23 protein-coding genes are annotated in these 24,492 nt (G+C 69.2%); 10 read left to right on the top strand and 13 right to left on the bottom strand.

Translation table 11 applies throughout. The features are described 5' to 3' along the window. Nucleotides 1–13 precede the first annotated feature (13 nt). The 6 genes from AC1Q7O_RS02270 to ntrC all read left to right on the top strand — a co-directional run bounded on the left by AC1Q7O_RS02270 (nucleotide 14) and on the right by ntrC (nucleotide 6,444). The gene (locus tag AC1Q7O_RS02270) at nucleotides 14–847 is read left to right on the top strand and encodes an EI24 domain-containing protein (protein ID WP_492658612.1); all 834 of its coding nucleotides are present in this window, start codon (nucleotides 14–16) and stop codon (nucleotides 845–847) included. Nucleotides 848–852: 5 nt separating this feature from the next. Continuing rightward, nucleotides 853–1,644, top strand: coding sequence for a competence/damage-inducible protein A (locus AC1Q7O_RS02275; RefSeq protein WP_492658611.1), 792 nt, complete (start codon nucleotides 853–855; stop codon nucleotides 1,642–1,644). Between the two features lie 162 nt (nucleotides 1,645–1,806). After that, the gene (gene glnA / locus AC1Q7O_RS02280) at nucleotides 1,807–3,222 is read left to right on the top strand and encodes a type I glutamate--ammonia ligase (protein WP_492658610.1); all 1,416 of its coding nucleotides are present in this window, start codon (nucleotides 1,807–1,809) and stop codon (nucleotides 3,220–3,222) included. A gap of 111 nt (nucleotides 3,223–3,333) precedes the next feature. After that, nucleotides 3,334–3,816, top strand: coding sequence for a hypothetical protein (locus tag AC1Q7O_RS02285; protein WP_492658609.1), 483 nt, complete (start codon nucleotides 3,334–3,336; stop codon nucleotides 3,814–3,816). A gap of 23 nt (nucleotides 3,817–3,839) precedes the next feature. After that, nucleotides 3,840–4,937, top strand: a complete 1,098-nt coding sequence (glnL, locus tag AC1Q7O_RS02290) for a nitrogen regulation protein NR(II) (protein WP_492658608.1) — start codon at nucleotides 3,840–3,842, stop codon at nucleotides 4,935–4,937. A gap of 34 nt (nucleotides 4,938–4,971) precedes the next feature. Continuing rightward, nucleotides 4,972–6,444 (top strand): nitrogen regulation protein NR(I), encoded by a 1,473-nt coding sequence (gene ntrC, locus AC1Q7O_RS02295; protein ID WP_492658607.1) that lies wholly within the window; start codon nucleotides 4,972–4,974, stop codon nucleotides 6,442–6,444. A gap of 64 nt (nucleotides 6,445–6,508) precedes the next feature. On the opposite strand, the gene AC1Q7O_RS02300 is transcribed toward ntrC, so the two are convergent. The 6 genes from AC1Q7O_RS02300 to AC1Q7O_RS02325 all read right to left on the bottom strand — a co-directional run bounded on the left by AC1Q7O_RS02300 (nucleotide 6,509) and on the right by AC1Q7O_RS02325 (nucleotide 13,671). After that, nucleotides 6,509–6,799, bottom strand: a complete 291-nt coding sequence (locus AC1Q7O_RS02300; RefSeq protein ID WP_492658606.1) for a hypothetical protein — start codon at nucleotides 6,797–6,799, stop codon at nucleotides 6,509–6,511. A 40-nt stretch (nucleotides 6,800–6,839) separates the two neighbouring features. Next, entirely contained in the window at nucleotides 6,840–8,561 is a 1,722-nt protein-coding gene (locus AC1Q7O_RS02305; RefSeq protein WP_492658605.1) for a bifunctional protein-serine/threonine kinase/phosphatase, read from the bottom strand. Further along, complete coding sequence (locus AC1Q7O_RS02310; protein ID WP_492658604.1) at nucleotides 8,558–9,373, bottom strand: formate/nitrite transporter family protein; 816 nt, start codon at nucleotides 9,371–9,373, stop codon at nucleotides 8,558–8,560. The genes AC1Q7O_RS02305 and AC1Q7O_RS02310 overlap by 4 nt, the downstream gene beginning before the upstream one ends. Nucleotides 9,374–9,529: 156 nt before the next feature. Continuing rightward, a complete protein-coding gene (nirD, locus tag AC1Q7O_RS02315) occupies nucleotides 9,530–9,862 on the bottom strand; it encodes a nitrite reductase small subunit NirD (RefSeq protein ID WP_492658603.1) in 333 nt (110 codons plus the stop codon). 20 nt (nucleotides 9,863–9,882) lie between these two features. Continuing rightward, nucleotides 9,883–12,408 carry a nitrite reductase large subunit NirB gene (gene nirB, locus AC1Q7O_RS02320; protein WP_492658602.1) on the bottom strand — a complete coding sequence of 842 codons (2,526 nt, stop codon included), beginning with the start codon at nucleotides 12,406–12,408 and terminating at the stop codon, nucleotides 9,883–9,885. Between the two features lie 306 nt (nucleotides 12,409–12,714). Continuing rightward, on the bottom strand, nucleotides 12,715–13,671 hold the full coding sequence (locus AC1Q7O_RS02325; RefSeq protein WP_492658601.1) for an MBL fold metallo-hydrolase: 957 nt from the start codon (nucleotides 13,669–13,671) through the stop codon (nucleotides 12,715–12,717). A 46-nt stretch (nucleotides 13,672–13,717) separates the two neighbouring features. Between AC1Q7O_RS02325 and def the strand changes: the two genes are divergently transcribed. Further along, complete coding sequence (gene def / locus AC1Q7O_RS02330) at nucleotides 13,718–14,257, top strand: peptide deformylase (protein ID WP_492658600.1); 540 nt, start codon at nucleotides 13,718–13,720, stop codon at nucleotides 14,255–14,257. 76 nt (nucleotides 14,258–14,333) lie between these two features. After that, complete coding sequence (locus AC1Q7O_RS02335) at nucleotides 14,334–16,235, top strand: DUF6600 domain-containing protein (protein ID WP_492658599.1); 1,902 nt, start codon at nucleotides 14,334–14,336, stop codon at nucleotides 16,233–16,235. 18 nt (nucleotides 16,236–16,253) lie between these two features. Here the strand turns inward: AC1Q7O_RS02335 and AC1Q7O_RS02340 are convergent, their stop codons facing one another. After that, nucleotides 16,254–16,847, bottom strand: coding sequence for an arylesterase (locus AC1Q7O_RS02340; protein ID WP_492658598.1), 594 nt, complete (start codon nucleotides 16,845–16,847; stop codon nucleotides 16,254–16,256). A gap of 49 nt (nucleotides 16,848–16,896) precedes the next feature. On the opposite strand from AC1Q7O_RS02340, the gene AC1Q7O_RS02345 reads away from it, so the two are divergent. Beyond that, nucleotides 16,897–17,568, top strand: a complete 672-nt coding sequence (locus AC1Q7O_RS02345; protein WP_492658597.1) for an ABC transporter ATP-binding protein — start codon at nucleotides 16,897–16,899, stop codon at nucleotides 17,566–17,568. Here AC1Q7O_RS02345 and AC1Q7O_RS02350 read toward each other — a convergent pair. The 6 genes from AC1Q7O_RS02350 to AC1Q7O_RS02375 all read right to left on the bottom strand — a co-directional run bounded on the left by AC1Q7O_RS02350 (nucleotide 17,565) and on the right by AC1Q7O_RS02375 (nucleotide 22,690). Then, nucleotides 17,565–18,791 carry a cystathionine gamma-synthase family protein gene (locus AC1Q7O_RS02350; RefSeq protein ID WP_492658596.1) on the bottom strand — a complete coding sequence of 409 codons (1,227 nt, stop codon included), beginning with the start codon at nucleotides 18,789–18,791 and terminating at the stop codon, nucleotides 17,565–17,567. The two genes, AC1Q7O_RS02345 and AC1Q7O_RS02350, sit on opposite strands and share 4 nt — an antisense overlap. A gap of 70 nt (nucleotides 18,792–18,861) precedes the next feature. Beyond that, nucleotides 18,862–19,653 carry a peptidylprolyl isomerase gene (locus AC1Q7O_RS02355; RefSeq protein WP_492658595.1) on the bottom strand — a complete coding sequence of 264 codons (792 nt, stop codon included), beginning with the start codon at nucleotides 19,651–19,653 and terminating at the stop codon, nucleotides 18,862–18,864. 69 nt (nucleotides 19,654–19,722) lie between these two features. Then, nucleotides 19,723–19,986, bottom strand: a complete 264-nt coding sequence (locus tag AC1Q7O_RS02360) for a BolA family protein (RefSeq protein ID WP_394511562.1) — start codon at nucleotides 19,984–19,986, stop codon at nucleotides 19,723–19,725. After that, nucleotides 19,983–20,612, bottom strand: coding sequence for a septation protein A (locus tag AC1Q7O_RS02365; protein ID WP_492658594.1), 630 nt, complete (start codon nucleotides 20,610–20,612; stop codon nucleotides 19,983–19,985). Before AC1Q7O_RS02365 ends, AC1Q7O_RS02360 begins: the two co-directional genes overlap by 4 nt. A 56-nt stretch (nucleotides 20,613–20,668) precedes the next feature. Continuing rightward, on the bottom strand, nucleotides 20,669–21,070 hold the full coding sequence (gene msrB / locus AC1Q7O_RS02370; RefSeq protein WP_492658593.1) for a peptide-methionine (R)-S-oxide reductase MsrB: 402 nt from the start codon (nucleotides 21,068–21,070) through the stop codon (nucleotides 20,669–20,671). Between the two features lie 159 nt (nucleotides 21,071–21,229). Next, the gene (locus AC1Q7O_RS02375; protein WP_492658592.1) at nucleotides 21,230–22,690 is read right to left on the bottom strand and encodes a protein adenylyltransferase SelO; all 1,461 of its coding nucleotides are present in this window, start codon (nucleotides 22,688–22,690) and stop codon (nucleotides 21,230–21,232) included. A gap of 134 nt (nucleotides 22,691–22,824) precedes the next feature. On the opposite strand from AC1Q7O_RS02375, the gene AC1Q7O_RS02380 reads away from it, so the two are divergent. Next, on the top strand, nucleotides 22,825–24,471 hold the full coding sequence (locus AC1Q7O_RS02380) for a 3-(methylthio)propionyl-CoA ligase (protein ID WP_492658591.1): 1,647 nt from the start codon (nucleotides 22,825–22,827) through the stop codon (nucleotides 24,469–24,471). The last annotated feature ends 21 nt before the right edge of the window (nucleotides 24,472–24,492 follow it).

Genomic DNA, 24,492 nt, shown 5'->3' on the forward strand with positions numbered 1-24,492 from the left:
TACTCCGGCCCCGATGAACAGCTTGATCGACTCCTTCTGGCGCGCCGCCGCCTATTGCCTGCATCCGCGCGTCATCGGCCTGTCGCTGCTGCCGCTGGTCGTCTCCGGCGTGCTGGCGTTCGGCTTCATGTTCTTCTTCTGGGAAGGCGCCATCGCCAGCGTGCGGGCCACGCTGGAGAGCTGGCTGCTCGTCGAGAGCCTGCTGCGCTGGCTGGACTCGTTCGGCCTGCAGTCCTTCCGCAGCGTGCTGGCCAACATCGTCGTGCTGGCCGGGGTGCTGCCCGTCGTCATCCTGCTGAGCCTGCTGCTGGTGGCGCTGTGCATGACGCCGGCCATCGTGCGGCTCGTCGCCGAGCGGCGCTTCCCGTTGCTGGAGAAGAAGCGCGGCGGCACGCTGGCGCAGAGCGTCTTCGCGTCGCTGGGCGCCACGCTGCTGGCGCTGGTGCTCATCGTGCTGTCCATGCCGCTGTGGCTGGTGCCGCCGCTGGTCATGGTGCTGCCGCCGCTGATCTGGGGCTGGCTGACCTACCGCGTGTTCGGCTTCGACGTGCTGGCCGAGCACGCCTCGGCCGACGAGCGCCGCGCGCTGCTCAAGGTCCACCGCGTGCCCATGCTGGCCATGGGCGTCGTCTGCGGCTACCTGGGCGCCGTGCCGTCGCTGGTCTGGGCCGTCTCCGGCGTGGCCGGCATCATCTTTGCGCCCTTCACCGTGCTGCTGGCCATCTGGCTCTACACGCTGGTGTTTGCGTTCTCCACGGCCTGGTTCACGCACTACGCGCTGGCGGCGCTGCAGGCGCAGCGGGCCGGTGAGCCGGTCGTCATCTCCGAAGTTCTCCCGGGAGCCTGAAGCCCATGCAAGTTGGACTGATCATCATTGGCGACGAGATCCTGTCCGGCAAACGCCGCGACTCGCACCTCGCCAAATTCATCGAGCTGCTCGCCGAGCGCGGCATGCAGCTGTCCTGGGCGCAGTACCTGGGCGACGACCGCGAGCAGCTGACCGCCCGGCTGCGCGAGGCCTTCGCCAGCGGCGACCTCGTCGTCAGCTGCGGCGGCATCGGTGCCACGCCGGACGACCACACCCGCCAGTCCGCCGCCGCGGCGCTGGGCCGGCCGCTGGCGTTGCACGCCGAGGCGCGCGAGCTGATCTGGCAGCGCGTGCAGCAGATGGCCGCCGAGCAGGGCCAGACGGTCGACGCGGATCACCCCGATACGGTGCGCCGCTTCGAGATGGGCGTGTTTCCGGAGGGCGCGGGCATCGTTCCCAACCCCTTCAACAAGATTCCGGGTTTCTTCGTCGGCAACGTCCACTTCGTGCCAGGTTTCCCCGTCATGGCCCATCCGATGATGGCCTGGGTGCTGGACCGCTACCCGCAACTGCATCGCCAGGTCGGGGTCACGGAGCGCTCGCTGATCGTCCAGGGGGCCATGGAAGCCAGCCTCACGCCTCTGATGGAGCGGGTGGAGGCCGACTTCGCCGGCATCAAGGTGTTCAGCCTGCCGAGCGTCGACCACCCCCAGTGGGGCCGCTGCATCGAGCTGGGCGTGAAGGGCAGCGCTGAGCAGCTGGAAGCCGCCTATTCCGCACTGAAAGAGGGCGTGATTCAGTTTGGTGCATCCATCAGCACCGAGATGGTGCGATAGAACCCTGGCCATCACCGGCCCCACAACGATAATGACCCGAGCAGCCGAGCTGCAACCCATGTCGGTGCATCTGGCATGCAAACTGCTTTGCTTTCCCCCGTGGCTGGGGCGCGTGTGCGCTTCCAGCGGCAACCCACCCCCTCGATCCCGTAGGAGCAATTGATGGCCAAGACCGTCGCCGATGTGATGAACCTGGTGAAGGAGAACGAAGTCAAGTTCGTCGACTTCCGCTTCACCGATACCCGTGGCAAAGAACAGCACGTCACCGTGCCGGTCTCCCATTTCGACGAAGACAAGTTCACGTCGGGCCACGCGTTCGACGGCTCCTCGATCGCCGGCTGGAAGGGCATCGAAGCCTCGGACATGCTGCTGATCCCGGATCCCAACTCGGCCAACATCGACCCCTTCTTCGAAGAGCCGACGCTGATCCTGACCTGCGACGTCATCGACCCGACCGACGGCAAGGCCTATGAGCGCGACCCGCGTTCGCTGGCCAAGCGCGCCGAGGCGTATCTCAAGTCCTCCGGCCTGGGCGACACCGCTTTCTTCGGCCCGGAACCCGAGTTCTTCGTGTTCGACAGCGTCCGCTGGGGCAACGAGATGTCCGGCTCGTTCTTCAAGATCGAATCGGAAGAAGGCGCCTGGAACTCGTCCAAGGAATACGAGCACGGCAACTCCGGCTACCGTCCCACCGTCAAGGGCGGCTACTTCCCCGTGCCCCCGGTCGACAGCGGCCAGGACATGCGCTCGGAGATGTGCCTGATCCTCGAACAGATGGGCATCCCCGTCGAAGTTCACCACCACGAAGTGGCGAACGCCGGCCAGATGGAAATCGGCACGAAGTTCAGCTCGCTGGTCGAGCGCGCCGACTGGACGCAGCTGCAGAAGTACATCATCCAGAACGTCGCCCACGCCTACGGCAAGACCGCGACCTTCATGCCCAAGCCCCTGGTGGGCGACAACGGCTCCGGCATGCACGTTCACCAGTCCGTCTGGAAGGACGGCAAGAACCTGTTCGCCGGTGACGGCTACGCCGGCCTGAGCGACTTCGCGCTGTACTACATCGGCGGCATCATCAAGCACGCCCGCGCGCTGAACGCCATCACCAACCCGGGTACGAACTCGTACAAGCGTCTGGTGCCTGGCTTCGAAGCCCCGGTCAAGCTGGCCTACTCGGCCAAGAACCGCTCGGCCTCGATCCGCATCCCGTACGTGGCGAACCCCAAGGGCCGCCGCGTCGAGGCGCGCTTCCCGGACCCCTCCGCCAACCCGTACCTGTGCTTCGCCGCCCTGCTGATGGCCGGCCTGGACGGCGTGGAAAACAAGATCCATCCGGGCGAAGCCGCCACGAAGGACCTGTACCACCTGCCGCCGGAAGAAGACGCGAAGATCCCGACCGTCTGCCACAGCCTCGACCAGGCGCTGGAATACCTGGACAAGGACCGCGCGTTCCTGACCAAGGGTGGCGTGTTCACCGATGCCTACATCGACGCCTACATCGACCTGAAGATGCAGGAAGTGACCCGCTTCCGCATGGCCACGCACCCGGTCGAATTCGACATGTACTACGCGCTGTGATGGCCATGGGCAGCCTCACCGCTGCCTGGGTCATCCCCGCAAAAGGGGGCCGCTGCTGCGGCCCCTTTTTCATGTCCATTGCTGCCCATGCTCCTGGTCCACAATGCCGCCATGCTGAACCGACTGCTGGCCCCGCTGCTCGTCCTTGCCAGCCTGGGCGCGCAGGCCCAGGGCACGGTGTACCGCTGCCCCGGCCCGCCGGTGCTCTACACCGACGCGCTCTCCGCCAAGGAGGCGCACGACAAGGGCTGCCGCACGATCGAGGGCACGCCCATCACCGTCGTGCAGACGGCCAAGCCGCGCGCGCCGGCCGCCGCATCGTCCTCGGAGGCGCGCGGTGCTGAAGGCCGCGTGGATGCCGGCCAGCAGCGCGTGCGCGACGACGAGCGCCGCCGCGTGCTGCAGACCGAACTGCGTCAGGCCGAGGAGCGCCTGGGCAATGCGCAGAAGGAGTTCGCTGCCGGCCAGGAGCGCCGCGGCGACGAGCGCAACTACCAGAAGTACCTCGACCGCATGGCCGAGCTCAAGGACAACGTGGCCCGCTACGAGGCCGACGTGCAGGCGCTCAAGCGCGAAATCTCCAAGCTTCCCTGAGGCGCACGGCGCCTCGGCGCCCCATGACTGAAACCTCTTTGCTGCCGGCCGAATTCGCCGGCCTGGACCTGCTGGCGACCATGGTGGTCGTCGTCAGCGCCGACGGCGAATGCCTGTTCGCCAACGCGGCCTTCGAGAACACGATGCGGCTGTCGCGCCGCGCGGTGCACAAGGCCCAGCTGCCCGACTGGTTCGACGACGCCCACCGGCTGCTCGACACGCTCGCCGGCGTGGCCGCCAACCAGTACTCCAGCAGCCGCTTCGACGCCCAGCTGCGCCGCGGCGCCTGGGCGCATGAGGACGGCCTGCCGGTGCACGTCATCGTGTCGCAGATGGACGCCGCCGACGACGGCGCGCCGCGCGTGCTCGTCGAGCTCATCGACATCGCGCAGCTGGCCCGCCAGGACCGCGACGAGCGCAACCACGACCAGGTGCAGGCCACCAAGGAGCTCACGCGCAACCTCGCGCACGAGATCAAGAACCCGCTGGGCGGCATCCGCGGCGCGGCGCAGCTGCTGGCGCTGGAGCTGCAGGACGGCAGCCCCGAGCTGACCGAGTACACCCAGGTCATCGTCCACGAGGTCGACCGGCTGCAAAGCCTCGTCGACCGGCTGCTGGCGCCGCACCGCAAGGCCCAGGTGGTGGGCGACGTCAACATCCACGAGATCTGCGAGCGCGTGCGGGCGCTGGTGCTCATCGAGCATCCCAAGGGCCTCACGCTCACGCGCGACTACGACACCTCGCTGCCCGACTTCCGTGGCGACCGCGAGCAGCTGATCCAGATGGTGTTGAACATCGTGCAGAACGCCGCTCAGGTGCTGGGGCCGCGCATCACGGCCGGTGACGCGCAGATCGTGCTGCGCACGCGCGTGGCCCGGCAGGTCACGATCGGCAAGCAGCGCTGGCGCTTGGCATTGGAATTGCATATCGAGGACAACGGTCCCGGCGTCCCCGCCGAGATCCGGGATCGCATCTTCTTCCCCCTGGTCTCCGGGCGGGATGGCGGCTCGGGGCTCGGACTCACGCTCGCGCAGACGATTGCCCAACAGCACCAGGGGATGATCGATTGCGAGAGCGAGCCGGGCCTGACGAACTTCAGAATCACATTGCCCTTGCCCTGATCTCACAAGGCCCAGGGTGCGGCAGAGGAAACGCATGAAATCCATCTGGGTTGTAGACGACGATCACTCGATCCGCTTCGTGCTCGAAAAGGCACTGGCCCGCGAGGGCCTGCCGGTGCGGTCATTCAGCAATGCGCGCGACATGCTCGCCGCGCTGGCCGACGACACGCCGCAGGTGCTGGTCTCCGACATCCGCATGCCCGGCGGCTCGGGGCTGGAACTGCTGGCCAAGGTCAAGGCGCAGCTGCCCGCGCTGCCCGTCATCATCATGACGGCCTACTCCGACCTGGACAGCGCCGTGTCGGCCTTCCAGGGCGGCGCGTTCGAGTACCTGCCCAAGCCCTTCGACCTGCCGCGCGCCGTGGAGCTGATCCGCCGTGCGCAGGAGGAAAGTCAGCGCGAAGCCGGCGAGCAGGAAGCCGCCGCGCAGGTGCCCGAGATGCTGGGCCAGGCGCCGGCGATGCAGGACGTGTTCCGTGCGATCGGCCGGTTATCGCAGAGCAACGTCACCGTGATGATCACGGGCGAGAGCGGCTCGGGCAAGGAGCTCGTCGCCCGCGCGCTGCACAAGCACAGCCCGCGTGGCGAGGGGCCGTTCGTGGCCATCAACACCGCGGCCATCCCGAAGGACCTGCTGGAAAGCGAACTCTTCGGCCACGAGCGCGGCGCGTTCACCGGCGCGCAGGCGTCGCGGCGCGGCCGCTTCGAGCAGGCGGACGGCGGCACGCTGTTCCTGGATGAGATCGGCGACATGCCGTTCGAGCTGCAGACGCGGCTGCTGCGCGTGCTGTCCGACGGCCAGTTCTACCGCGTCGGCGGCCACAGCCCGATGCGCAGCAACGTGCGCGTCATCGCCGCCACCCACCAGAACCTGGAAGAGCGCGTGCGCCAGGGCGTGTTCCGCGAGGATTTGTTCCACCGCCTCAACGTCATCCGCCTGCGCCTGCCGCCGCTGCGCGAGCGCAAGGAAGACGTGCCCTCGCTGGCCCGCCACTTCCTGCAGCGCAGCGCGACCGAACTGGGCGTGGAGCCCAAGCGCCTCAGCGATGCCGCGCTGGCGGTGCTGACCAACTTCGAGTTCCCCGGCAACGTGCGCCAGCTGGAGAACATCTGCCACTGGCTCAGCGTCATGGCGCCCAGCCAGGTCGTCGAACCCAAGGACCTGCCGGACGAACTGCAGCCGGGCTATGTGCCCGCGCCGTCCGTCACGGCGATGACGAGCGCGCCGGTGGCGCAGCCCAGCGCCAGCGCGCCGCTGCCGACGGCCGCACCGGCCAGCACCAGCAGCGGCGAAGGCTGGCTGGCCGACATGGCCGCCGACGCCCGCGCCCGCCTGGCCGCCGGCGAGACGGACGTGTGGGACGCGCTGACCAAGCGCTTCGAGGCTCAGCTCATCCTGACCGCGCTGGACATCACCCGCGGCCGCCGTATCGAGGCCGCGCAGAAGCTCGGCATCGGGCGGAACACGATCACGCGGAAGATTCAGGAGTTGGGGCTGGACGTCTGAGGTTCGGGTGGGGTGTATCGCGGTCTGTTGAGGTGAGCACCGCGTTCACTCAATACCTCTGGCTTCACTGCGATTGGCTTGAGATCGCGTTTCCGATCAGCATCAGTGCGCGAGCAAGTAGCTCGGTCGTGGCAAATGCGAGCGCCGCGAAGCCACCTGCGTAGCCGGCCAGCAGAAGGATGTCCGTAGAGATGAGGCAGGCGACGGGAAGGAGGAGCAGTAGCAGTACGCCGAAGACTCTTCCAACGATGCCGATGCTCTTGCCTATCTTGAATACAACTGAGCCGAAGTCTTCTGTGGTGTTCGACCAGCCTTCCATCAAGAGATAGCGAAGCATTGATTTGACCCTGCGCATGATGTGCAGCTGATGATGCCAGTCCTTGCTGTCGTCGCCTTCAACGTCCGCTAACGCGTAGCCCCAGCAGCACCACCGTCGCCAGCCCAAACACCACCGTCAACGCCCGCCAGAACAGCAGCGGATGCCGTTGCTGCAGCGGCGTGCGGTCCCGAGTCATGAACTCAGCCCCCGGCGCGTGCAGGTCGTGCAGGAACTCCGACAGCGCCTGCTGTCGCCGCGCCGGCTGTGGTTGCAGTGCCTTCTTCAGCACGCGGTCCAGCCATTCCGGCAGGTCGGGGCGGCGCGTGCGCAGCGGCACGTATTGCAGCTTGTGCAGGTCGCGCTCGCCGCGCACCTGCGGCACCTGCAGGCCGTAGGGCAGGGCGGCGGTCAGCATCTGGTAGACCAGCACGGCCAGCGAGAACAGCTCGCTCAGCGGTGAGCCGCCGTCGCCCGTGAAGTACTCCGGCGCCGTGTACTGCAGTGTGCCGGCCAGCGCCAGCGCGCGGGCGTCCCCCAGCCCTTCGCTCAAGCCGGCCACGTGGGCCGAGGCCAGGTCGATGAGGATGACCGTGCCCTGCCTGTCGATCATCAGGTTCTCGGGCCGCAGGTCCTGGTGCAGCATCTCTTTGCGATGCAGCGCCTGCAGGCCGCGGGCGATCTGGTCGGCGATGCCGCGCACCTCGTCCAGCCCCGGCTGCGGGTGGTCAGTCATCCACTGGGCGAGCGTCTGGCCGTGGACGAACTCGACAGCGGTGAACAGGTGCTCGCGTTTCGCCTCTGCCGGCGCGGCCTTGATGACGTGCGGGCTGTCGACGCGGCGCGCCACCCATTCCTCGGTGGCGAAGCGGTCCAGCTCGCGCGCGTTGCCGGCCAGCTCGGCCGTGGGCAGCTTGAGCGCCCATTCGCGCCCGTCGGCATCGACAGCCATGACGACCTGGCTGCGGGCCGTGTGCTGCAGCTCGCGCACGACGCGGTAGCCCTCGAACTGCTGGCGCGGCGACAGCTGGGGCGGCAGGCGCAGGTCGTCGCGGCTGACAGGCGGCGCGATGTCGCGCGGCAGGGACTCCACGCACACCAGCATGACGGTCACGTTGTCCTGGCTGCCCCGCGCCAGCGCGGCGGCCACCAGCGCCTCGGCGGCGGCCTGCAGGTTGGCGCCGTGCGTGGCCAGCGTGTCGTTGACCAGCGCCGCGTCGATGTGTTCGTAGGCGCCATCGGTGGCCAGCAGCAGCGTCTCGCCGATCTCGGCGGGCCAGCAGGCGTGGTCGATGTCGAGGTGGGCGCTCAAGCCCAGCGCGCGGCCCAGGTAGGTCTGCCCGCCGTAGACGCGCACGCGGTGGTCTTGCGTCAGCGGCTCCAGCGCCGTGGCGTGCACGCGGTAGACGCGCGTGTCGCCCACGTGCAGCAGGTGCACCTCGCGGCCCTTGAAGACGAGGGCGCTGAAGGTGCAGACATGGCCGCGGTCCTTGTCGAAGCGCCCCTCGCCGCGCTGGCTCTCGGCGTGCAGCCAGGCGTTGGTGGCGGACAGCACGCAGTGCGCGGCGCGGCGCACGGTCCATGCGTCGGAGGTGCCGTAGTAGTCCTCCAGGAAGCCGCGCACGGCGGCCGCGCTGGCGACCTGGCTGACCGGGCTGCTGCTGATGCCGTCGGCAATCGCCAGCGCGATGCCGCGTGAGCGGGCTTGAGCGTCGGTCGGTTGCGCGACGCCGTGGAAGTCCTGGTTCAGGGCTTTCAGGCCGGCGTCGGAGTGCTGGCCGACGGCCAGCCTCAGCGTCACTTGACCAGCACCCGCTTCGGGGCCGTCTTGTAGTGGGTCGAGTACAGCGTCAGCCCGACGAACGTCAGACCGCCCACGAGGTTGCCGACGACGGTGGGGATCTCGTTCCAGATCAGGTAGTCCATCAGCGTGAACTGGCCGCCCAGCATCAGGCCCGACGGGAACAGGAACATGTTGACGATGCTGTGCTCGAAGCCCATGTAGAAGAACACCATCACGGGCATCCACATGCCGATGGCCTTGCCCGACACGGACGTGGACATCATGGCCGCGACGACGCCGGTGGACACCATCCAGTTGCACAGCACGCCGCGGATGAAGAGGGTCAGCATGCCGGCGGCGCCGTGGGCCGCGTAGCCCACCGTGCGGCCCTCGCCGATGTGGCCGATCTTCTGGCCGACGGCATTGGGCGCCTCGCTGAAACCGAACGTGAAGATGATGGCCATGAAGACGGCCACCGTCAGCGCGCCGGCGAAGTTGCCGAAGAACACCAGCGTCCAGTTGCGAAACACGCCGCCCCAGGTGGCGCCGGGCCGCTTGTCCAGCACGGCCAGCGGCACCAGCGTGAACACGCCGGTCAGCAGGTCGAAGCCCATCAGGTACAGCAGGATGAAGCCCACCGGGAACAGCATGGCGCCCACCAGCGGGTTGCCGGTGTTGACCGTGACGGTCACCGCGAAGGCGGCGGCCAGCGCGAGGATGGCGCCGGCCATGTAGGACCGGATCAGCGTGTCGCGGGTGGACATGAGCAGCTTGGATTCACCGGCGTCCACCATCTTGGTGACGAACTCGGTCGGGACGACGTAGGCCATGGTCTTGTCTTTCGTGGAGGGGCAAGAGGGATGAACAAGCGCAAACGCCCCAGCCGGTGCGGCGGGGGCGTTTGCGGTTCGAGGTCGAAGCGGTGGCGTCGTTGCCACCGGGGAGAAGGTCTTGGCGCGGCCCTCAGGCCTGCCGGGGCCGTGGCGTCAGGCCAGCGCGACGAGCACGCGACCGTCCTGCACCTGCACGGCGTGCGCGCGCACCGACTGCTCGGGCGCTTCCAGGCACTCGCCGGTGCGGAGGTCGAAATGGTTCTTGTAGAGCGGCGACGCGACGACGATGCGCTCGCCGAGGTTGCCGACGAGGCCGCGAGACAGCACGCTGGCGCCGGAGCGCGGGTCGATGTTGTCGATGGCGTGGAAGCGGTCCGCGCCGACGCGGAACACGGCCACGTGGCGGCCGTCCACCAGCGCGGCGACGCCGGTGTCGGGCAGGATCTGGTCGACGCTGCAGATGGGGGTGAAGGTCCTGTTGCTCATGCGGTACTCCTTGGCTGGGCTCAGGCGGGTTGGGCTTCTTCGGCGCGTTCTTCCGGCCGCGCCGGGCGGATCTGGCCGCGCTCCTCGACGAAGATGATCTTTTCGTCGGCCTTGTCGCTGTTGACGAAGCTGCGGAAGCGCTGGCGCACTTCAGGCGTCGTCACGGCGGTTTTCCATTCGCATTGGTAGGTGTCGACGACGGCCTGCATCTGCGCTTCCAGTTCGGCACCCAGGCCCAGCTTGTCGTCGATGACGACGCTCTTCAGGTAGTCCAGGCCGCCCTCCATGTTGTCGCGCCAGGTGCTGGTGCGTTGCAGGCGGTCGGCCGTGCGCACGTAGAACATCAGGAAGCGGTCGACGTACTTGATCAGGTCGGCCTTGCTCAGGTCGCTGGCGATCAGCTCGGCGTGGCGCGGCTTCATGCCGCCGTTGCCGCAGACGTAGAGGTTCCAGCCCTTGTCGGTGGCGATGATGCCGACGTCCTTGCCCTGGGCCTCGGCGCATTCGCGCGTGCAGCCGGACACGCCGAACTTGATCTTGTGCGGCGCGCGCAGGCCCTTGTAGCGGTTCTCGATCTCGACGGCCAGGCCGACGGAATCGTCCACGCCATAACGGCACCACGTGCTGCCCACGCAGCTCTTCACCGTGCGCAGGCTCTTGCCGTAGGCGTGGCCGGATTCAAACCCGGCGGCGATCAGCTCCTCCCAGATGAAGGGCAGCTGCTCCACGCGCGCGCCGAACATGTCCACGCGGGCGCCGCCGGTGATCTTGGTGTAAAGGCCGTACTTCTTGGCGACCTGGCCCACGGCGATGAGGCCGTCGGGCGTCACCTCGCCGCCCGGCATGCGCGGCACGACCGAGTAGCTGCCGTCCTTCTGGATGTTGCCGAGGTAGTAGTCGTTGCTGTCCTGCAGCGCGGCCAGTTCGGGCTTGAGCACGAAGTCGTTCCAGCACGACGCGAAGATGCTCGCCGCGGCGGGCTTGCAGATGTCGCAGCCCAGGCCCTTGCCGTGCTTGGCCAGCAGCTCGCTGAAGGTCTTCAGGCCACCGACGCGGATCAGGTGGTACAGCTCCTGGCGCGAGTGCGGGAAGTGCTCGCAGAGGTGGTTGTTGACGGCCATGCCGCGCTTGGCCATCTCCAGCTTCATGACCTGCGTGACCAGTGGCACGCAGCCGCCGCAGGTGGCGCCGGCCTTGGTGCAGGCCTTGATGTCGCCGATGGTCGCGCAGCCCTCGCCGACGGCCGCGCAGATCTGGCCCTTGGTGACGTTGTTGCACGAGCACAGCTGCGCGCTGTCGGGCAGCGCGTCGGGGCCGATGCCGACCTTGGCCTTGCCGTCACTGCTCGGCAGGATGAGGAACTCGGGGTCGGCCGGCAGCTTGATGCCGTTCAGCGCCATCTGCAGCAGCGTGCCGTACTCCTCGGCGTCGCCCACCAGCACGGCGCCCAGCAGGAACTGGCCGTCCTCGCTGACGACGATCTTCTTGTAGACCTGCTTGCGCTCGTCCACGTACTGGTAGCTGCGGGCCTTGGGCGTCTTGGCATGCGCGTCGCCGATGCTGGCCACGTCCACGCCCATCAGCTTGAGCTTGGTGCTCATGTCGGCGCCGGGGAAGCTTGCTTCGGCGTCGCCGGCGATGTGGCGGGCCACCACGCGGGCCATCTCGTAGCCGGGGGCGACGAGGCCGAAGGTCTGCTCTCGCCACGACGCCACCTCGCCGATGGCGTAGACGTTGCGGTCGCTGGTGCGGCAGTGGTCGTCGACGGCGATGCCGCCGCGCGGACCCGTGGCCAGCACGCACTGGCGGCCCAGTTCGTCCCGCGGGCGGATGCCGGCGGAGAACACCAGCATGTCGGTCTCCAGCCAGGTGCCGTCGGTGAACACGAGGCGGTGGCGGGCCGACACGCCGTCGGTGATCTCGACGGTGTTGCGGTTGGTGTGCACCTCCACGCCCAGCGCCTCGATCTTCTCGCGCAGCACGCGGCCGCCGGTCTCGTCGATCTGCACCGCCATCAGGCGCGGCGCGAACTCGACGACATGCGTGTGCAGGCCCATGTCGCGCAGCGCCTTGGCGCATTCCAGCCCCAGCAGGCCGCCGCCGATGACGACGCCGCTCTTTGACACAGAGCCGCTGGCCTGCATGCCTTCCAGGTCCTCGATGGTGCGGTAGACGTGGCAGTGCGGGCGGTCGCGGCCCGGCACGGCCGGCACGAAGGGGTAGGAGCCCGTGGCGATGACCAGCTTGTCGTAGGCGATGACCTCGCCGTCGGCCAGCTTGAGCGTGTGGTCGCGCCGCTCGATGGACGCGACCTTGGCGCCCAGGCGCAGGTTGAAGCCCGTCTTCTCGAAGAAGCCCGCGGGCACCAGCGACAGGTCCTCGGCCGACTTGCCCGAGAAGAACTCGGACAGGTGCACGCGGTCGTAGGCCGGGCGCGGCTCCTCGCACAGCACCGTCACCTGCACCTGGCCGGCGGCCGGGCCTTCAGCGAGGCATTCGAGAAATTTCTGGCCCACCATTCCGTGGCCGATGAGGACGATGTGCATGGTCTGTTCTTGCGAAGCGGGTGCCGCCGTCCGGGTCGCGGGCGATCGATTCGGAGGCACCAAAAAGAAAAGCCCCGCAAGCAGCTGTCTGCTCGGTCGGGGCCGGTCGGTTGGGGGTCGCCACCGTTGGCGAGACATCCCAAGGGGCCGGCGCAAGCGCGACCTCTCGAACCATTCTTCGCAAGACGCGTGCCTGCACAGGCGCCCGCGTCCTCCGGGGGCTTGGCCGCCCCCATCCCGGGGTGCGGCGGCCGGGAAATGCCCCGTGGCAGCGCGTGGTGCACCGCCGCGGGGCGCTTCGCCCTGTCAGCGGGCCGGCCGGTCCAGCCAGACCTCCAGGCCTTGTGCGTTCAGCTCGGCGTCCATCGCCAGCCACTGGGCAGCGGCGGCACCGTCGCGGTGCCCGTGCGCACGCAGATGGGCCAGGTAGCCGTCCAGCAGCGCCGCCTTCAGTCGCTCGTGCCGGTCGGGCGCGGTGCGCAGCGACTCGGCCAGCGCCACCATCTCGTCCACCTGCGCCAGCATCACCGCGGCCAGCCGCTGCACCTCGTCCACCGAGCCGCCGATGCGGCCGTAGTGCGTCACCTGCATGGCCAGCGGCTCGGCGGCCAGCAGCCGCGCGACGGTGGCCTTCAGCGCCTCGGGCTCGAACTGCACCGGCGTGCTGGTGGGCAGGATCCAGGCGCGGCCGTCCACGTCGAAGTCGCGGTAGGACAGGCCGAAGGTGTCGCCCGTGAACCAGCTGCGGCTCTTCTCGTCCCAGATCGCGTGGTGATGCCGGGCATGGCCCGGCGTGTCGATGAGGCGCAGCGGCCGCCCGGCCAGGTGGATGACCTGCTCGTCGTGCGACGCGTCGGCGCGCTCGGCCGGCACCGGCACCAGCTTGCCGTAGCTGCGCTGCATCTCGTCCTCGCCGTAGACGCTCAGCGCGCTCAGCCACAGCGCCGTCGGGTTCACCAGGTGGCGCAGGCCGCGCGGGTGCACGAGCGCGCGGGCCTGCGGCAGCGCCTCCATCAGCAGGCCCACGCCGCCGGCGTGGTCCAGGTGCACGTGCGTCGGGATGACCCAGTCGACAGCCTCCGGCGCCAGGCCCAGTGCGTTCAGCGCCGCCAGCAGGCGCGGCACGGCGTGGTTGGTGCCGGTGTCGATGAAGGCGGCCCGGCCGCCCTCGACCATCAGGAACGCGGCGTCGAAGCGCGGGCGCTGGAAGCCGGTGTCGATGGCGTAGATGCCGTGGCCGAGGTCGTCGATGAAATCAAGCAAGAGCGCTTCCTAAAATCACCACTCACGATAGCCCAAGGAGCCCGCGGTGGCGGTTCACGAGATTCTGAAGATGGGCGACCCGCGGCTGCTGCGCGTCGCCAGGCCGGTCACCGAGTTCGGCACGCCCGCGCTGAAGGCGCTGATCGCCGACATGTTCGAGACCATGGCCGCCGCCAACGGCGCCGGCCTGGCCGCGCCGCAGATCGGCGTCGACCTGCGGCTGGTCATTTTCGGCTACTCGAAGAACGTGCGTTACCCCGACGCGCCGCCCGTGCCGCCCACCGTGCTCATCAACCCCGTCATCGAGGTGCTGGACGGCGGGCGCACCGAGGGCTGGGAGGGCTGCCTCTCCGTGCCCGGGCTGCGCGGCGTCGTCGCGCGCGACGAGCGCATCCGCTACAGCGGCTTTGATGCGGACGGTCAGCCTATCGACCGCATCGCCGACGGCTTCCACGCCCGCGTCGTGCAGCACGAGTGCGACCATCTGGACGGCATCCTGTACCCGATGCGCGTTACCGACTTCACGCGTTTTGGCTACACGTCCGTGCTGTTCCCGGAGCTGGACCCGAACGCCGACGACGATTGACCCTTGAAACACTTGTAAGCGCGGTGCACCGCCGCGGCGTCTGCCGCGTTGCGCAGGCGCAAAGGAGCACAGGCTCATGACCCAGTCCACCGAATCCAGGCTCGTCCTGTCCCGCCGCCACTGGCGCATCCTCGCGATGGCGCTGCTGGTGGCCGTCGTGCCCGCGGCCAAGGCGCAAGACGGTGACCGCGATCCGCCGTCGCGCGCCGGTCGGGTTGTCAGCGTCGTCGGCGACGCCTGGCTGTTCGACCACGACAGCCGCGAATGGACACGCCTGACCCGCAACCAGACCGTCGCCGAGGGCGACCGCGTGCGCACCGACGAGCGCGGCCGCGTGTCGCTGCGCGTGGGCTCCACGACCGTCTGGGTGGACGAGCGCAGTGACCTGGAACTCGCCCAGCTCGACGACGGCCAGACGCTGCTGCAGATCGACCGCGGCGACGTGGCCATCCGGCTGCGCAATGCCGAGAACGTCGCCGAGACGCGGCTGCGGACGCGCGAGGGCACGGCCCAGCCCGAGCGCGAAGGGCTGTACCGCGTCGAGCAGCTGGATCGCGGCAGCAAGATCTACGTGCTGCAGGGCCGCATGCGCTTCGAGTGGGCGCGTGCCGCCGCCCCGGTGGTCATGGGCACCGGCGAGCAGGTGGAGCTGTGGTGGCCCGACGGCCCGCGCGCCGAGCGCGGCCCGCTGTACAGCGACGGCTTCGGCGACTGGGTGCTGGCCGAGAGCCGCGACGAGGGCGACCGGCCCGTGGCGCGCTACGTGTCCGCCGAGATGACTGGCGCCGAAGACCTGGACCGCTACGGCCGCTGGGAGACCGCGCCCGAGTACGGCACCGTGTGGGTGCCGACCACGCTGACCGTCGTCGACTGGGCGCCGTACCGCTACGGCCGCTGGGTCTGGTCGCGCCACTGGGGCTGGACCTGGGTGGACGACGCGCCGTGGGGCTTCGCACCGTTCCATTACGGTCGCTGGGTCAGCTGGGGCGGGCGCTGGTGCTGGTCGCCAGGCGCCTACGTGCACCGTCCCGTCTACGCGCCGGCGCTCGTCGGCTGGGTGGGCGGCGGCTCGGTCAGTGTGGGCATCAGCATCGGCAGCCGTCCGCCGCCGCCGCGCTACGGCTGGTACCCGCTGGCGCCGCGCGAGGTCTACCGCCCCGCCTACCGCCACACGCCGCGCTATGAGCACCGCGTGAACGATCCGCGCGACCTGCGCGACCCCGTCACCGTGCAGCGCCCGCACCGCTACCGCGACACGCCGTCGGCCGTCAGCACGCTGCCGGCGCCGGGCGCCGCCATCCAGCCGTTGCCCGTGCGCGGCCCCGACCGCAAGCCCGAGCCGGGCTGGAGCCGCCCGCTGCCCGTGGCCCCGGGCCGTGGCGACCTGACCACCGTGCTGCCGCCCGTGCCCACGCGGCCGGCCGACAGCGACGTGCCGCGCCACCGCGAGCGCGAACGTGACCGCGAGCCCGGCATGGGCTGGCGCAGCGACAACGCGCTGCCGATCCGCCGCGAGGCCCAGCCGCGGGCCCCCGAGGTCGTCGGCCCGCAGCCTGCGATGCCCGCGGTCGTGCAGCCGCAGGCACCCGTGGCCCAGCCGCGCCCGTCCTTCGAGCCGCCGCGTGCGGGCGGCGACAACAACATGCCCTGGCGCCAGCAGCAGCCGCAGCGCGAGGAGCGCCGGGAGGACCGTCGCGAGGAGCGGCGTGAAGAAAGGCGTGAAGAGCGCCGCGACGAGCCGCGCCGCGTGCAGCCGCCGCAGTTCGAGCAGCCACGGCCCGCGCCCATGCCCGAGCAGCGCGCGCCGGCGATGGAGCCGCCGCGCCGCGTCGAGATGCCGATTCGCCAGCCCGAGCCGCCGCGCGCGCAGATGCCGCAACCCCAGCCGCAGCCGCAGGCCCAGCCGCCCCGCAACGACGGCCCGCAGCGCGGCCGCCAGGACGGCCCGCGCCGCAACCCGAACCAGAACGAGAACTGAGCGCGCGGCCGGCTGCTGCTACAGCAGCGGCTTCAGCGCCGGCCAGACGTTGTCCAGCATCGCCGGATGCGCCTTGGCCAGCGGGTGGATGCGGTCGGGCTGGAACCAGTCCATCGCATCCGCACGGTCCGCCACGCCCTTGAGCAGGAAGGGCACCAGCGCCGCCTGGGCCTGCTTCGCGACATCGGCGAACAGGCCCTCGAACTCGCGGCCGTAGCTGGCACCGTAGTTGGGCGGCACCTGCATGCCCACGACGATGACCTTGGCACCGGCGGCCTGGGCCGCCTTCGCCATGGTCAGCAGGTTGTCGCGCGTGCTGCTGAGCGGCAGGCCGCGCAGCGCGTCGTTGCCGCCCAGCTCGATGACGACGATGGCCGGTTTGTGCGTGCGCAGCGCGGCGGGCAGACGGCTGCGGCCGCCAGCCGTCGTGTCGCCGCTGATGCTGGCGTTGACGACGCGGTGCGGCTTCTTCTGCTGTGCCAGCCGCGCCTGCAGCAGCGCCACCCAGCCGTCGCCGGCCTTCAGGCCGTACTCGGCCGACAGGCTGTCGCCGACGACGAGGATGACGGGCGCCTCGGCCGCGGCCACCACCCCTGACGACCAGCTGGCCATCACCCCCAGGCTAAAGTGCGCCAACACCCCACGACGCCGCAGTCCCGACATGCCCGAAGCCCTTGTCCAAGTTGATCAGATCACCAAGCGCGTGCGCGACGCGACCGGGGAGCTGACGATTCTGCATGACATCAGCTTCACGCTGGCCGCGCGGGAGTCGGTCGCCATCGTTGGCGCGTCCGGCTCCGGCAAGAGCACGCTGCTGGCCATCCTCGCGGGCCTGGACGTGCCCAGCGGCGGCACCGTCAAGCTGCGCGGGCAGGACCTGTTCACGCTGGACGAGGACCAGCGCGCCGCGGTGCGGGCGAAGGAGCTGGGCTTCGTGTTCCAGAGCTTCCAGCTGCTGCCCAACCTGACGGCGCTGGAGAACGTGATGCTGCCGCTGGAGCTGCGCGGTGCGCGCGATGCCCGCGAGCAGGCCGCGGCGATGCTGGACCGTGTGGGCCTGGGCGAACGCCTGGGCCACTACCCGCGCGTGCTGTCGGGCGGCGAGCAGCAGCGCGTGGCGCTGGCGCGTGCGTTCGTGCAGCGGCCGGCGCTGCTGCTGGCCGACGAGCCGACCGGCAGCCTGGACTTCGCGACCGGCGCGGCGGTGATGGAACTGATGTTCGAGCTGAACCGCGAGGCCGGCACGACGCTGGTGCTGGTCACGCACGACCGCGAGATCGCGGCGCGCTGCGAGCGGCAGCTGCGCATCGAGGCGGGGCGGCTCGCGGCTTAGGCCAGCGCCTGGTCGAAGTCGGCGATCAGGTCTTCCGGGGCTTCCAGCCCCACCGACAGCCGCACCAGCCCGTCGGCGATGCCCATCGCGGCGCGGGCCTCGGCGCCCATCTCCCAGAAGATGGTCGGCGCCACCGGGATGATGAGCGTGCGCGTGTCGGCCAGGCCGGTGGCCTTCAGCGGCAGGCGCAGGCGGTTCAGCACCTCGACGAGGCGGCCGGCGTCGCCCAGCTCGAAAGCCATCATCCACGAGCCGCCGCCGAACCAGTCGCGGGCGCGGGCGTGCTCGGGGTGGCTCTCCAGCATCGGGTAGTGCACCTTGGCGATGGCCGGGTGGGCGGCCAGGTGACGGGCCAGCGCCAGCGCCGTGTCGCTGCTGCGGCGCAGGCGCAGTTCCAGCGTCTCCATGCCAACGAGGATGCGGTGCGCCGCTTCGCTGGACAGCGTGCCGCCCATGTCGCGCAGGCCCTTCTTGCGGATCTGCTGCAGGCCCCAGCCGCGCGGGTCGCCCTGGCGGTAGGCCGGGAAGATGTTGGGGTAGCTGGCCCAGTCGAAGCAGCCCGTGTCGGTGACCATGCCGCCCAGCGCCTCGCCGTGGCCGGCCAGCGTCTTGGTCAGCGAGTTCATGACGAGGCCGGCGCCGAAGCGCTTGGGCCGGCACAGCGCCGGTGACGTGACCGTGTTGTCGACGACGTACAGCAGGCCGCGCTCGCGGCACAGCGCGCCGATGCCTTCGAGGTCGGGGATGCGCGTGCTGGGGTTGGCGATGGTCTCGGCGAACACCATGCGCGTCTCGGGCCGCAGCGCGGCCTGCACGGCGGCCACGTCGCCGGCATCGACGCGGCTGACGGCGATGCCCAGCCCCTCCAGCGTCTGGAACAGGCTGTTGGTGTTGCCGAACACGCGGGCGCTGGTGACGAGGTGGTCGCCGGCCTTCAGCAGCGTCAGGAACAGCGCCGTCAGCGCCGCCATGCCGGTGGCGAAGCTGATGCTGCCGGTGCCGCCCTCCAGCTCGGTGACGACGGCCTCCAGCGCCGCCGTCGTCGGCGTGCCCTGGCGCGCGTAGTTGAAGCTGCCCTTGACCTTGCCCTGGAACACGCCGATCAGGTCCTCGACGTTCTCGTAGGCGTACTGCACGGACGGATGGACGGGCACGTGGACGCCGCCGGAATGGCGGTCGCCACCGGTGGCGTGGACGAGGCGGGTGCTGAGGGCGTCGGACATGGTGGGGCTTGGGTCCAGATGGCAAAAGACCCGCCGGAGCGGGTCTCGGGGCAGGCGAGGCCGGCGGGCCTTACTTGCTGAAGGTGTAGTCGGTCTTGGCCTTCTTGATCAGGCCGTCCTGGAACTCGGCCATCTTCTGCTGCTCGATGCGCTGCTTGATCTGCGCCTTGACGTCGTCGAAGGCCGGGAACGTGGCCGCGCGGATGTCTTCGAGCTTGATGATGTGGTAGCCGAACTGGCTCTTCACCGGTTCCTGCGTCATCTCGCCCTTTTGCAGCGCCGTCATGGCCTTGCTGAATTCGGGCACGAAGTTGTTGGGGTTGGCGAAGTCCAGGTCGCCGCCGTTCTGCGCGGAGCCGGTGTCCTTGGAGTTCTTCTTGGCCAGTTCCTCGAAGTTGGCGCCGCCCTTGATCTGCGCGATCAGTGCCTTGGCGTCTTCTTCCTTCTCCACCAGGATGTGGCGGGCGCGGTACTCGTTGCCGGTGTTGGCGGCCTTGAACTTGTCGTACTCGGTCTGCGCGTCGGCGTCGGAGACGGGGTTCTTGGCCTTGTAGTCTTCCATCAGGCCGCGGATCAGCAGCATCTGGCGGGCCAGGTCCAGCTGGGCCTTGTAGTCGGCGCTCTGCGGGATGCCGCGGGCTTCGGCGGCCTGCATGAAGATCTCACGGCGGACCACTTCGTCCTTGACCTGGGCTTCCAGCTCCGGCGAGCGCTGTTGCTGGCCGCTCTTGGTGACCTGCTGGATCAGCGTCTCGACGCGCGCCTTGGGCACGGGCTTGCCGTTGACGGTGGCGACGTTCTGCGCAATGGCAGCGGCCGGAACCAGTGCCGCGACGATGGCGGCGAGCGCAAACTTCTTCATGGGTGGGATGAGGTGGTGCTAAAAAAATCGCGCCCGGAACGGGGCGCGCGGTTCGATCATGCTCGACCTTCAGGATTCGCCCGGCGCCTTGGCATCGATCGCCAGGGCGTGGATTCCGCGCTGCATCAGGTCGGACAGGCAATGATAGACGAGGCGATGCCGCGCCAATCTTTGCAGACCGGTAAAGCGGGGTGACACGACAGTCACATGAAAGTGACCGCCTTCGCGGGCCCCGGCATGGCCGGCGTGATCGGCGCTGTCGTCGCGGATCGTCAGCAGCGACGGGGCCAGCTCGGCCTGCAGCCGGCGCTCGATGTCGGCGGCGATGGTCATTTGCCGTCCTCTTCCGGCGGCAGGTGCTTGCCGAGGTACAGGCTCTGCGCGACGGTGAACAGCAGGATCAGGCCCGTGACGCCGAAGACCTTGAAGTTGGCCCAGGCCGACGTGGAGAAGTTGTAGGCGACGTAGAGGTTGACGACGCCCATGGCCGCGAAGAACAGCACCCACGCGCGGTTGAGCTTGCCCCAGATGGCGTCGGGCAGTGCCAGCTGCGCGCCCAGCATCGCCTGGATGAGGTTCTTGCGGAACATCGCCAGCGAGATCCACAGCGTCAGCGCCATGGCCCAGTACAGGCCGGTGGGCTTCCATTTGATGAAGGTCTCGTTGTGGAACCAGATCGTCGCGCCGCCCAGCACGACCACCAGCGCCAGGCTGATCCACAGCATCAGGTCGATCTTCTGGCCGCGCACTTTCAGGATGGCGGCCTGCGCCAGCGTGGCCAGCATGACCACCACGGTGGCCAGCAGCACCGGCGCCTCCGTGGGGCCCACGACGCCGCCCTGGACGAGGAAGCCGAAATGCTGCGTCGCGAACGCAGCCGCGGCGTCGGGGTTGCCTTCCGCGCCCTTGAAGGCGACGAAGAAGAGGATCAGCGGAAGAAAGTCGAGCAATAACTTCATGTTGAATCAGTCGAGGGCAGGGCGCCGAGCGCCGCTCGGGCGATCTGTCCCCGAGCTCAAGGATTGTCTTTCACGAAGTCGATGGCGGCCGAGTTGATGCAGTAACGCTCACCGGTCGGCTCCGGGCCGTCCGGGAACACATGGCCCAGGTGGCTGCCGCAGTTGTTGCAGCGCACCTCCACGCGCACCATGCCGTGGCTACGGTCGACGATGCGCTCGATGACTTCGCTGTTGACCGGCGCCCAGTAGCTGGGCCAGCCGCAGCCGGCGTCGAACTTGGTGTCGGCCTCGAACAGCGGCGTGCCGCAGCCGATGCAGTTGTAGTGGCCGTCCTGGAAGTGGTCCCAGTACTTGCCGGTGAAGGCGCGCTCCGTGGCCGCGTGGCGGGCGACCTGGTACTGCATGGTGTCCAGCTGCTCGCGCCATTCGGCGTCGGTCTTTTGGATGGGGTAGGTCATGTCAATGGGCCTTTCCGAGGATGAGGATTTCGGGCCGAGCGCCGGGCCGCTCCCTAGCCGGCCCGTCATGGCGATGTGCCGCGCGGTCAAGCCGGGCGGCATCGCCGTCCCCAAGGGGGACCGGCCAAGGTACTCCTTGGACGAGGGGCTTCAAGCTCTTCATGATGAACAGGAGACTTCGAGGCCTTGGGCCCAGTCGGGCGGCAGGGCCGCGTCGCCGGGGTTCTCGGGTTCGTCGAACGGGCGGCTCAGAACTTTCAGCAGCCGCTCGGTTTCGCTGAAGTCGCCGTGATCTGCGGCACGGATGGCGCCCTCGGCGAGGTGGTTGCGCAGCACGACGGCGGGGTTGACGGCCAGCATGCGCGCCTCGGCGTCGGGCGACACGCGGGTGCGCCAGCGGGCCAGCCAGGCGTCCAGCGCGTCGCGGTCCAGGAACATGTCGCGCAGCGGCTCGGGCGTGCTCAGCGCCCGGGACAGGCGGCGGAACGTGATCGTGAAGTCGGCGCGCGACGCGGCCATCAGCTTCAGGAAGTCGTCGGCCAGCGCCTGGTCGCCGGCGTCTTCGCCCGTGAGGCCCAGCTTGGCGCGCATGCGGGCGAGCATCTGGCTCGCGAAGCGGCCGCGGAAGGCCTCGACGGCTTCCAGCAGCCGCTCGCCCGACGCCTCGGCGGCCTGATCGGTGTCGATGGGCAGCAGCGGCAGCAGCGCTTGCGCGAGCGCATGCAGGTTCCAGAACGCGACGCCGGGCTGGCGCGCGTAGGCGTAGCGGCCGCGGTCGTCGCTGTGGTTGCAGATGTGGCCAGGGTCGAACGCATCCATGAAGCCGAACGGGCCGTAGTCCAGCGTCAGGCCCAGCATGGACATGTTGTCGGTGTTCATGACCCCGTGGCAGAAGCCGATGGCCTGCCAGTGCGCGACGAGGTCTGCCGTCTGCAGCGCCACCTTCTCCAGCAACGCGACGGCAGGCTCGGGCGCGCTGGCGCATTCGGGTGCGTGGTGCGCGATGAACCAGTCGGCCAGTCGGCGTAGCGCGTCCAGCTGCTCGTGGTGCGCGAAATGCTCGAAGTGGCCGAAGCGGATGAAGCTGGGCGCCACGCGCGTGACGACGGCGGCGGTCTCGATGGACTCGCGCCGCACCGGCAGCCGCGAGCCGGTGATGCACAGCGCGCGCGTCGTCGGCACGCCCAGGGCGGCCATGGCCTCGGAGCACAGGAACTCGCGGATGGACGAGCGCAGCACGGCGCGGCCGTCGGCGCGACGGGAATAGGGCGTCATGCCGGCGCCCTTGAGCTGCAGCTCCAGCGGGCCGGCGGGCGCGTCGACCTCGCCCAGCCACAGCGCGCGGCCGTCGCCCAGCTGGCCGGCCCACACGCCGAACTGGTGGCCGCTGTAGACGGAGGCCAGCGGCCGCATGCCGGGCCAGGTGGCATTGCCGGAGAACACGCCCAGCGCGCCGTCGCGCGCGGCCCAGTCGGCGGGCCAGCCCAGCAGCTCAGCGCAGGCGGGGCTGGTGGCGACCCAGTGCGGGTTGGGCAGGCCCTGGGCCGGCAGTTCGGTGTAGAAATCGGGTCCCAGCGCCGCGAAGCGGTTGGGCCAATGCAGGCCATCCAGCGGTTTCATCGCACCAGTTTAGTGAGGCGCTCTTTGGCCTCGCTGGCCTGGGTGTTTCCCCGGGGGCTGAGGGTCGCGGTTGTGACGTTCCTCGCTTGAAACCGCGGGCTAGACTGGACCGATAACACCGCCAGGAGACAACCATGGCATTGATGGGCCGGATGATGTCGGACCCGCTGCTGATCTCGTCGTTGCTGAAGCACGCCGAGCGGCATTCGGGAGAGACCGAGATCGTCAGCAAGCGGGTCGAGGGCGACCTGCATCGCAGCAATTGGCGCGAAGTCGCGCTGCGTTCCCGCCAGGCCGCGCAGGCCTTCGCGCGGCTGGGCTGCCAGCCCGGCGACCGCGTGGCCACGCTGGCCTGGAACGGCCACCGGCATCTGGAGATCTACTACGGCGCCTCGGGCTCGGGGCTGGTCTGCCACACGATCAACCCGCGGCTGTTCCCCGAGCAGATCGTCTGGATCGCCAGTGACGCCGAGGACCGGGTGCTCTGCTTCGACGCCACCTTCCTGCCGCTGGTCGAGAAGATCGCGCCGGCGCTGAAGACGGTGCAGCACTTCGTGCTGATGACGTCGCGCGCCCACATGCCGGCGGCCAGCGCCATTCCTGGCCTGCTGTGCTTCGACGACCTGCTGGCCGCTGAAGACGGCAACTACGCCTGGCCGGCGCTGGACGAGAACACCGCCTCCAGCATCTGCTACACGTCCGGCACCACGGGCAACCCCAAGGGCGCCGTCTACAGCCACCGCTCCACCGTACTGCACGCCTACGCGGCGGCGCTGCCGGACGCGATGGACTGCTCCAGCCGCGACGTGGTGCTGCCGGTCGTGCCGATGTTCCACGTCAACGCGTGGGGGCTGCCGTACAGCGCGGCGCTGGTGGGCTTCAAGCTGGTGTTCCCGGGCCCGCACCTGGACGGCAAGAGCCTGTACGAACTTTTCGAAGGTGAGCAGGTCACGTTCTCGGCCGGTGTGCCCACCGTGTGGCTGGGCCTGCTGAACTACGTGAAGGCGGGCGGCCTGAAGTTCTCCAGCTTCAAGCGCACCGTCATCGGCGGCGCGGCCTGCCCGCCGGCGATGATGAAGTCGCTGCAGGACGACTTCGGCATCGAGGTCATCCACGCCTGGGGCATGACGGAGATGTCGCCGCTGGGCACGCTGTCCAAGCTGACGACGCGCCAGCTGAGTCTGCCGGCCGAGGCGCAGCAGCGCCTGCTGGAGAAGCAGGGCCGCGTCATCTACGGCGTGGACATGGCCATCATCGACGACGACGGCCGCTCGCTGCCGTGGGACGGCTCATCAGCCGGCAACCTCGTCGTGCGCGGCCACTGGGTCATCAGCCAGTACTTCAAGAACGATGCGTCGCCTCTGGTCAGCGTGGACGGCGAGCCGGGCTGGTTCCCGACCGGCGACGTGGCCACCATCGATGCCGACGGCTTCATGCAGATCACCGACCGCAGCAAGGACGTCATCAAGTCCGGCGGCGAATGGATCTCATCCATCGACCTCGAGAACATCGCCATGGCCCACCCGGCCGTGCATGAGGCGGCCGTCATCTCGGCACGCCACCCGAAGTGGGACGAGCGCCCGCTGCTGGTGGTCGTGAAGAAGCCCGAGGCCACCGTCACGCGCGAGGAACTGCTGGCCTTCTACGAGGGCCGCATCGCCAAGTGGCAGGTGCCGGACGACGTCGTCTTCGTCAGCGAGATCCCGCACACCGCCACCGGCAAGATCCAGAAATTGAAGCTGCGCGACCAGCTCAAGGACCACCGCCTGCCGACGGCGTGATCCGCGGTCGCCCGGCGCCTA

It is taken from the genome of Roseateles sp. GW823-FHT07B05 (assembly GCF_058794515.1).

What these genes read in the sequence shown, in the direction of transcription:
- AC1Q7O_RS02270 (WP_492658612.1), top strand. Translation starts at nt 14, where the DNA reads ATGAACAGCTTGATCGACTCCTTCTGGCGCGCCGCCGCCTATTGCCTG.
- AC1Q7O_RS02275 (WP_492658611.1), top strand. Translation starts at nt 853, where the DNA reads ATGCAAGTTGGACTGATCATCATTGGCGACGAGATCCTGTCCGGCAAA.
- glnA (WP_492658610.1), top strand. Translation starts at nt 1,807, where the DNA reads ATGGCCAAGACCGTCGCCGATGTGATGAACCTGGTGAAGGAGAACGAA.
- AC1Q7O_RS02285 (WP_492658609.1), top strand. Translation starts at nt 3,334, where the DNA reads ATGCTGAACCGACTGCTGGCCCCGCTGCTCGTCCTTGCCAGCCTGGGC.
- glnL (WP_492658608.1), top strand. Translation starts at nt 3,840, where the DNA reads ATGACTGAAACCTCTTTGCTGCCGGCCGAATTCGCCGGCCTGGACCTG.
- ntrC (WP_492658607.1), top strand. Translation starts at nt 4,972, where the DNA reads ATGAAATCCATCTGGGTTGTAGACGACGATCACTCGATCCGCTTCGTG.
- AC1Q7O_RS02300 (WP_492658606.1), bottom strand. Translation starts at nt 6,799, where the DNA reads ATGCGCAGGGTCAAATCAATGCTTCGCTATCTCTTGATGGAAGGCTGG.
- AC1Q7O_RS02310 (WP_492658604.1), bottom strand. Translation starts at nt 9,373, where the DNA reads ATGGCCTACGTCGTCCCGACCGAGTTCGTCACCAAGATGGTGGACGCC.
- nirD (WP_492658603.1), bottom strand. Translation starts at nt 9,862, where the DNA reads ATGAGCAACAGGACCTTCACCCCCATCTGCAGCGTCGACCAGATCCTG.
- nirB (WP_492658602.1), bottom strand. Translation starts at nt 12,408, where the DNA reads ATGCACATCGTCCTCATCGGCCACGGAATGGTGGGCCAGAAATTTCTC.
- AC1Q7O_RS02335 (WP_492658599.1), top strand. Translation starts at nt 14,334, where the DNA reads ATGACCCAGTCCACCGAATCCAGGCTCGTCCTGTCCCGCCGCCACTGG.
- AC1Q7O_RS02340 (WP_492658598.1), bottom strand. Translation starts at nt 16,847, where the DNA reads ATGGCCAGCTGGTCGTCAGGGGTGGTGGCCGCGGCCGAGGCGCCCGTC.
- AC1Q7O_RS02345 (WP_492658597.1), top strand. Translation starts at nt 16,897, where the DNA reads ATGCCCGAAGCCCTTGTCCAAGTTGATCAGATCACCAAGCGCGTGCGC.
- AC1Q7O_RS02350 (WP_492658596.1), bottom strand. Translation starts at nt 18,791, where the DNA reads ATGTCCGACGCCCTCAGCACCCGCCTCGTCCACGCCACCGGTGGCGAC.
- AC1Q7O_RS02355 (WP_492658595.1), bottom strand. Translation starts at nt 19,653, where the DNA reads ATGAAGAAGTTTGCGCTCGCCGCCATCGTCGCGGCACTGGTTCCGGCC.
- AC1Q7O_RS02360 (WP_394511562.1), bottom strand. Translation starts at nt 19,986, where the DNA reads ATGACCATCGCCGCCGACATCGAGCGCCGGCTGCAGGCCGAGCTGGCC.
- AC1Q7O_RS02365 (WP_492658594.1), bottom strand. Translation starts at nt 20,612, where the DNA reads ATGAAGTTATTGCTCGACTTTCTTCCGCTGATCCTCTTCTTCGTCGCC.
- msrB (WP_492658593.1), bottom strand. Translation starts at nt 21,070, where the DNA reads ATGACCTACCCCATCCAAAAGACCGACGCCGAATGGCGCGAGCAGCTG.
- AC1Q7O_RS02375 (WP_492658592.1), bottom strand. Translation starts at nt 22,690, where the DNA reads ATGAAACCGCTGGATGGCCTGCATTGGCCCAACCGCTTCGCGGCGCTG.
- AC1Q7O_RS02380 (WP_492658591.1), top strand. Translation starts at nt 22,825, where the DNA reads ATGGCATTGATGGGCCGGATGATGTCGGACCCGCTGCTGATCTCGTCG.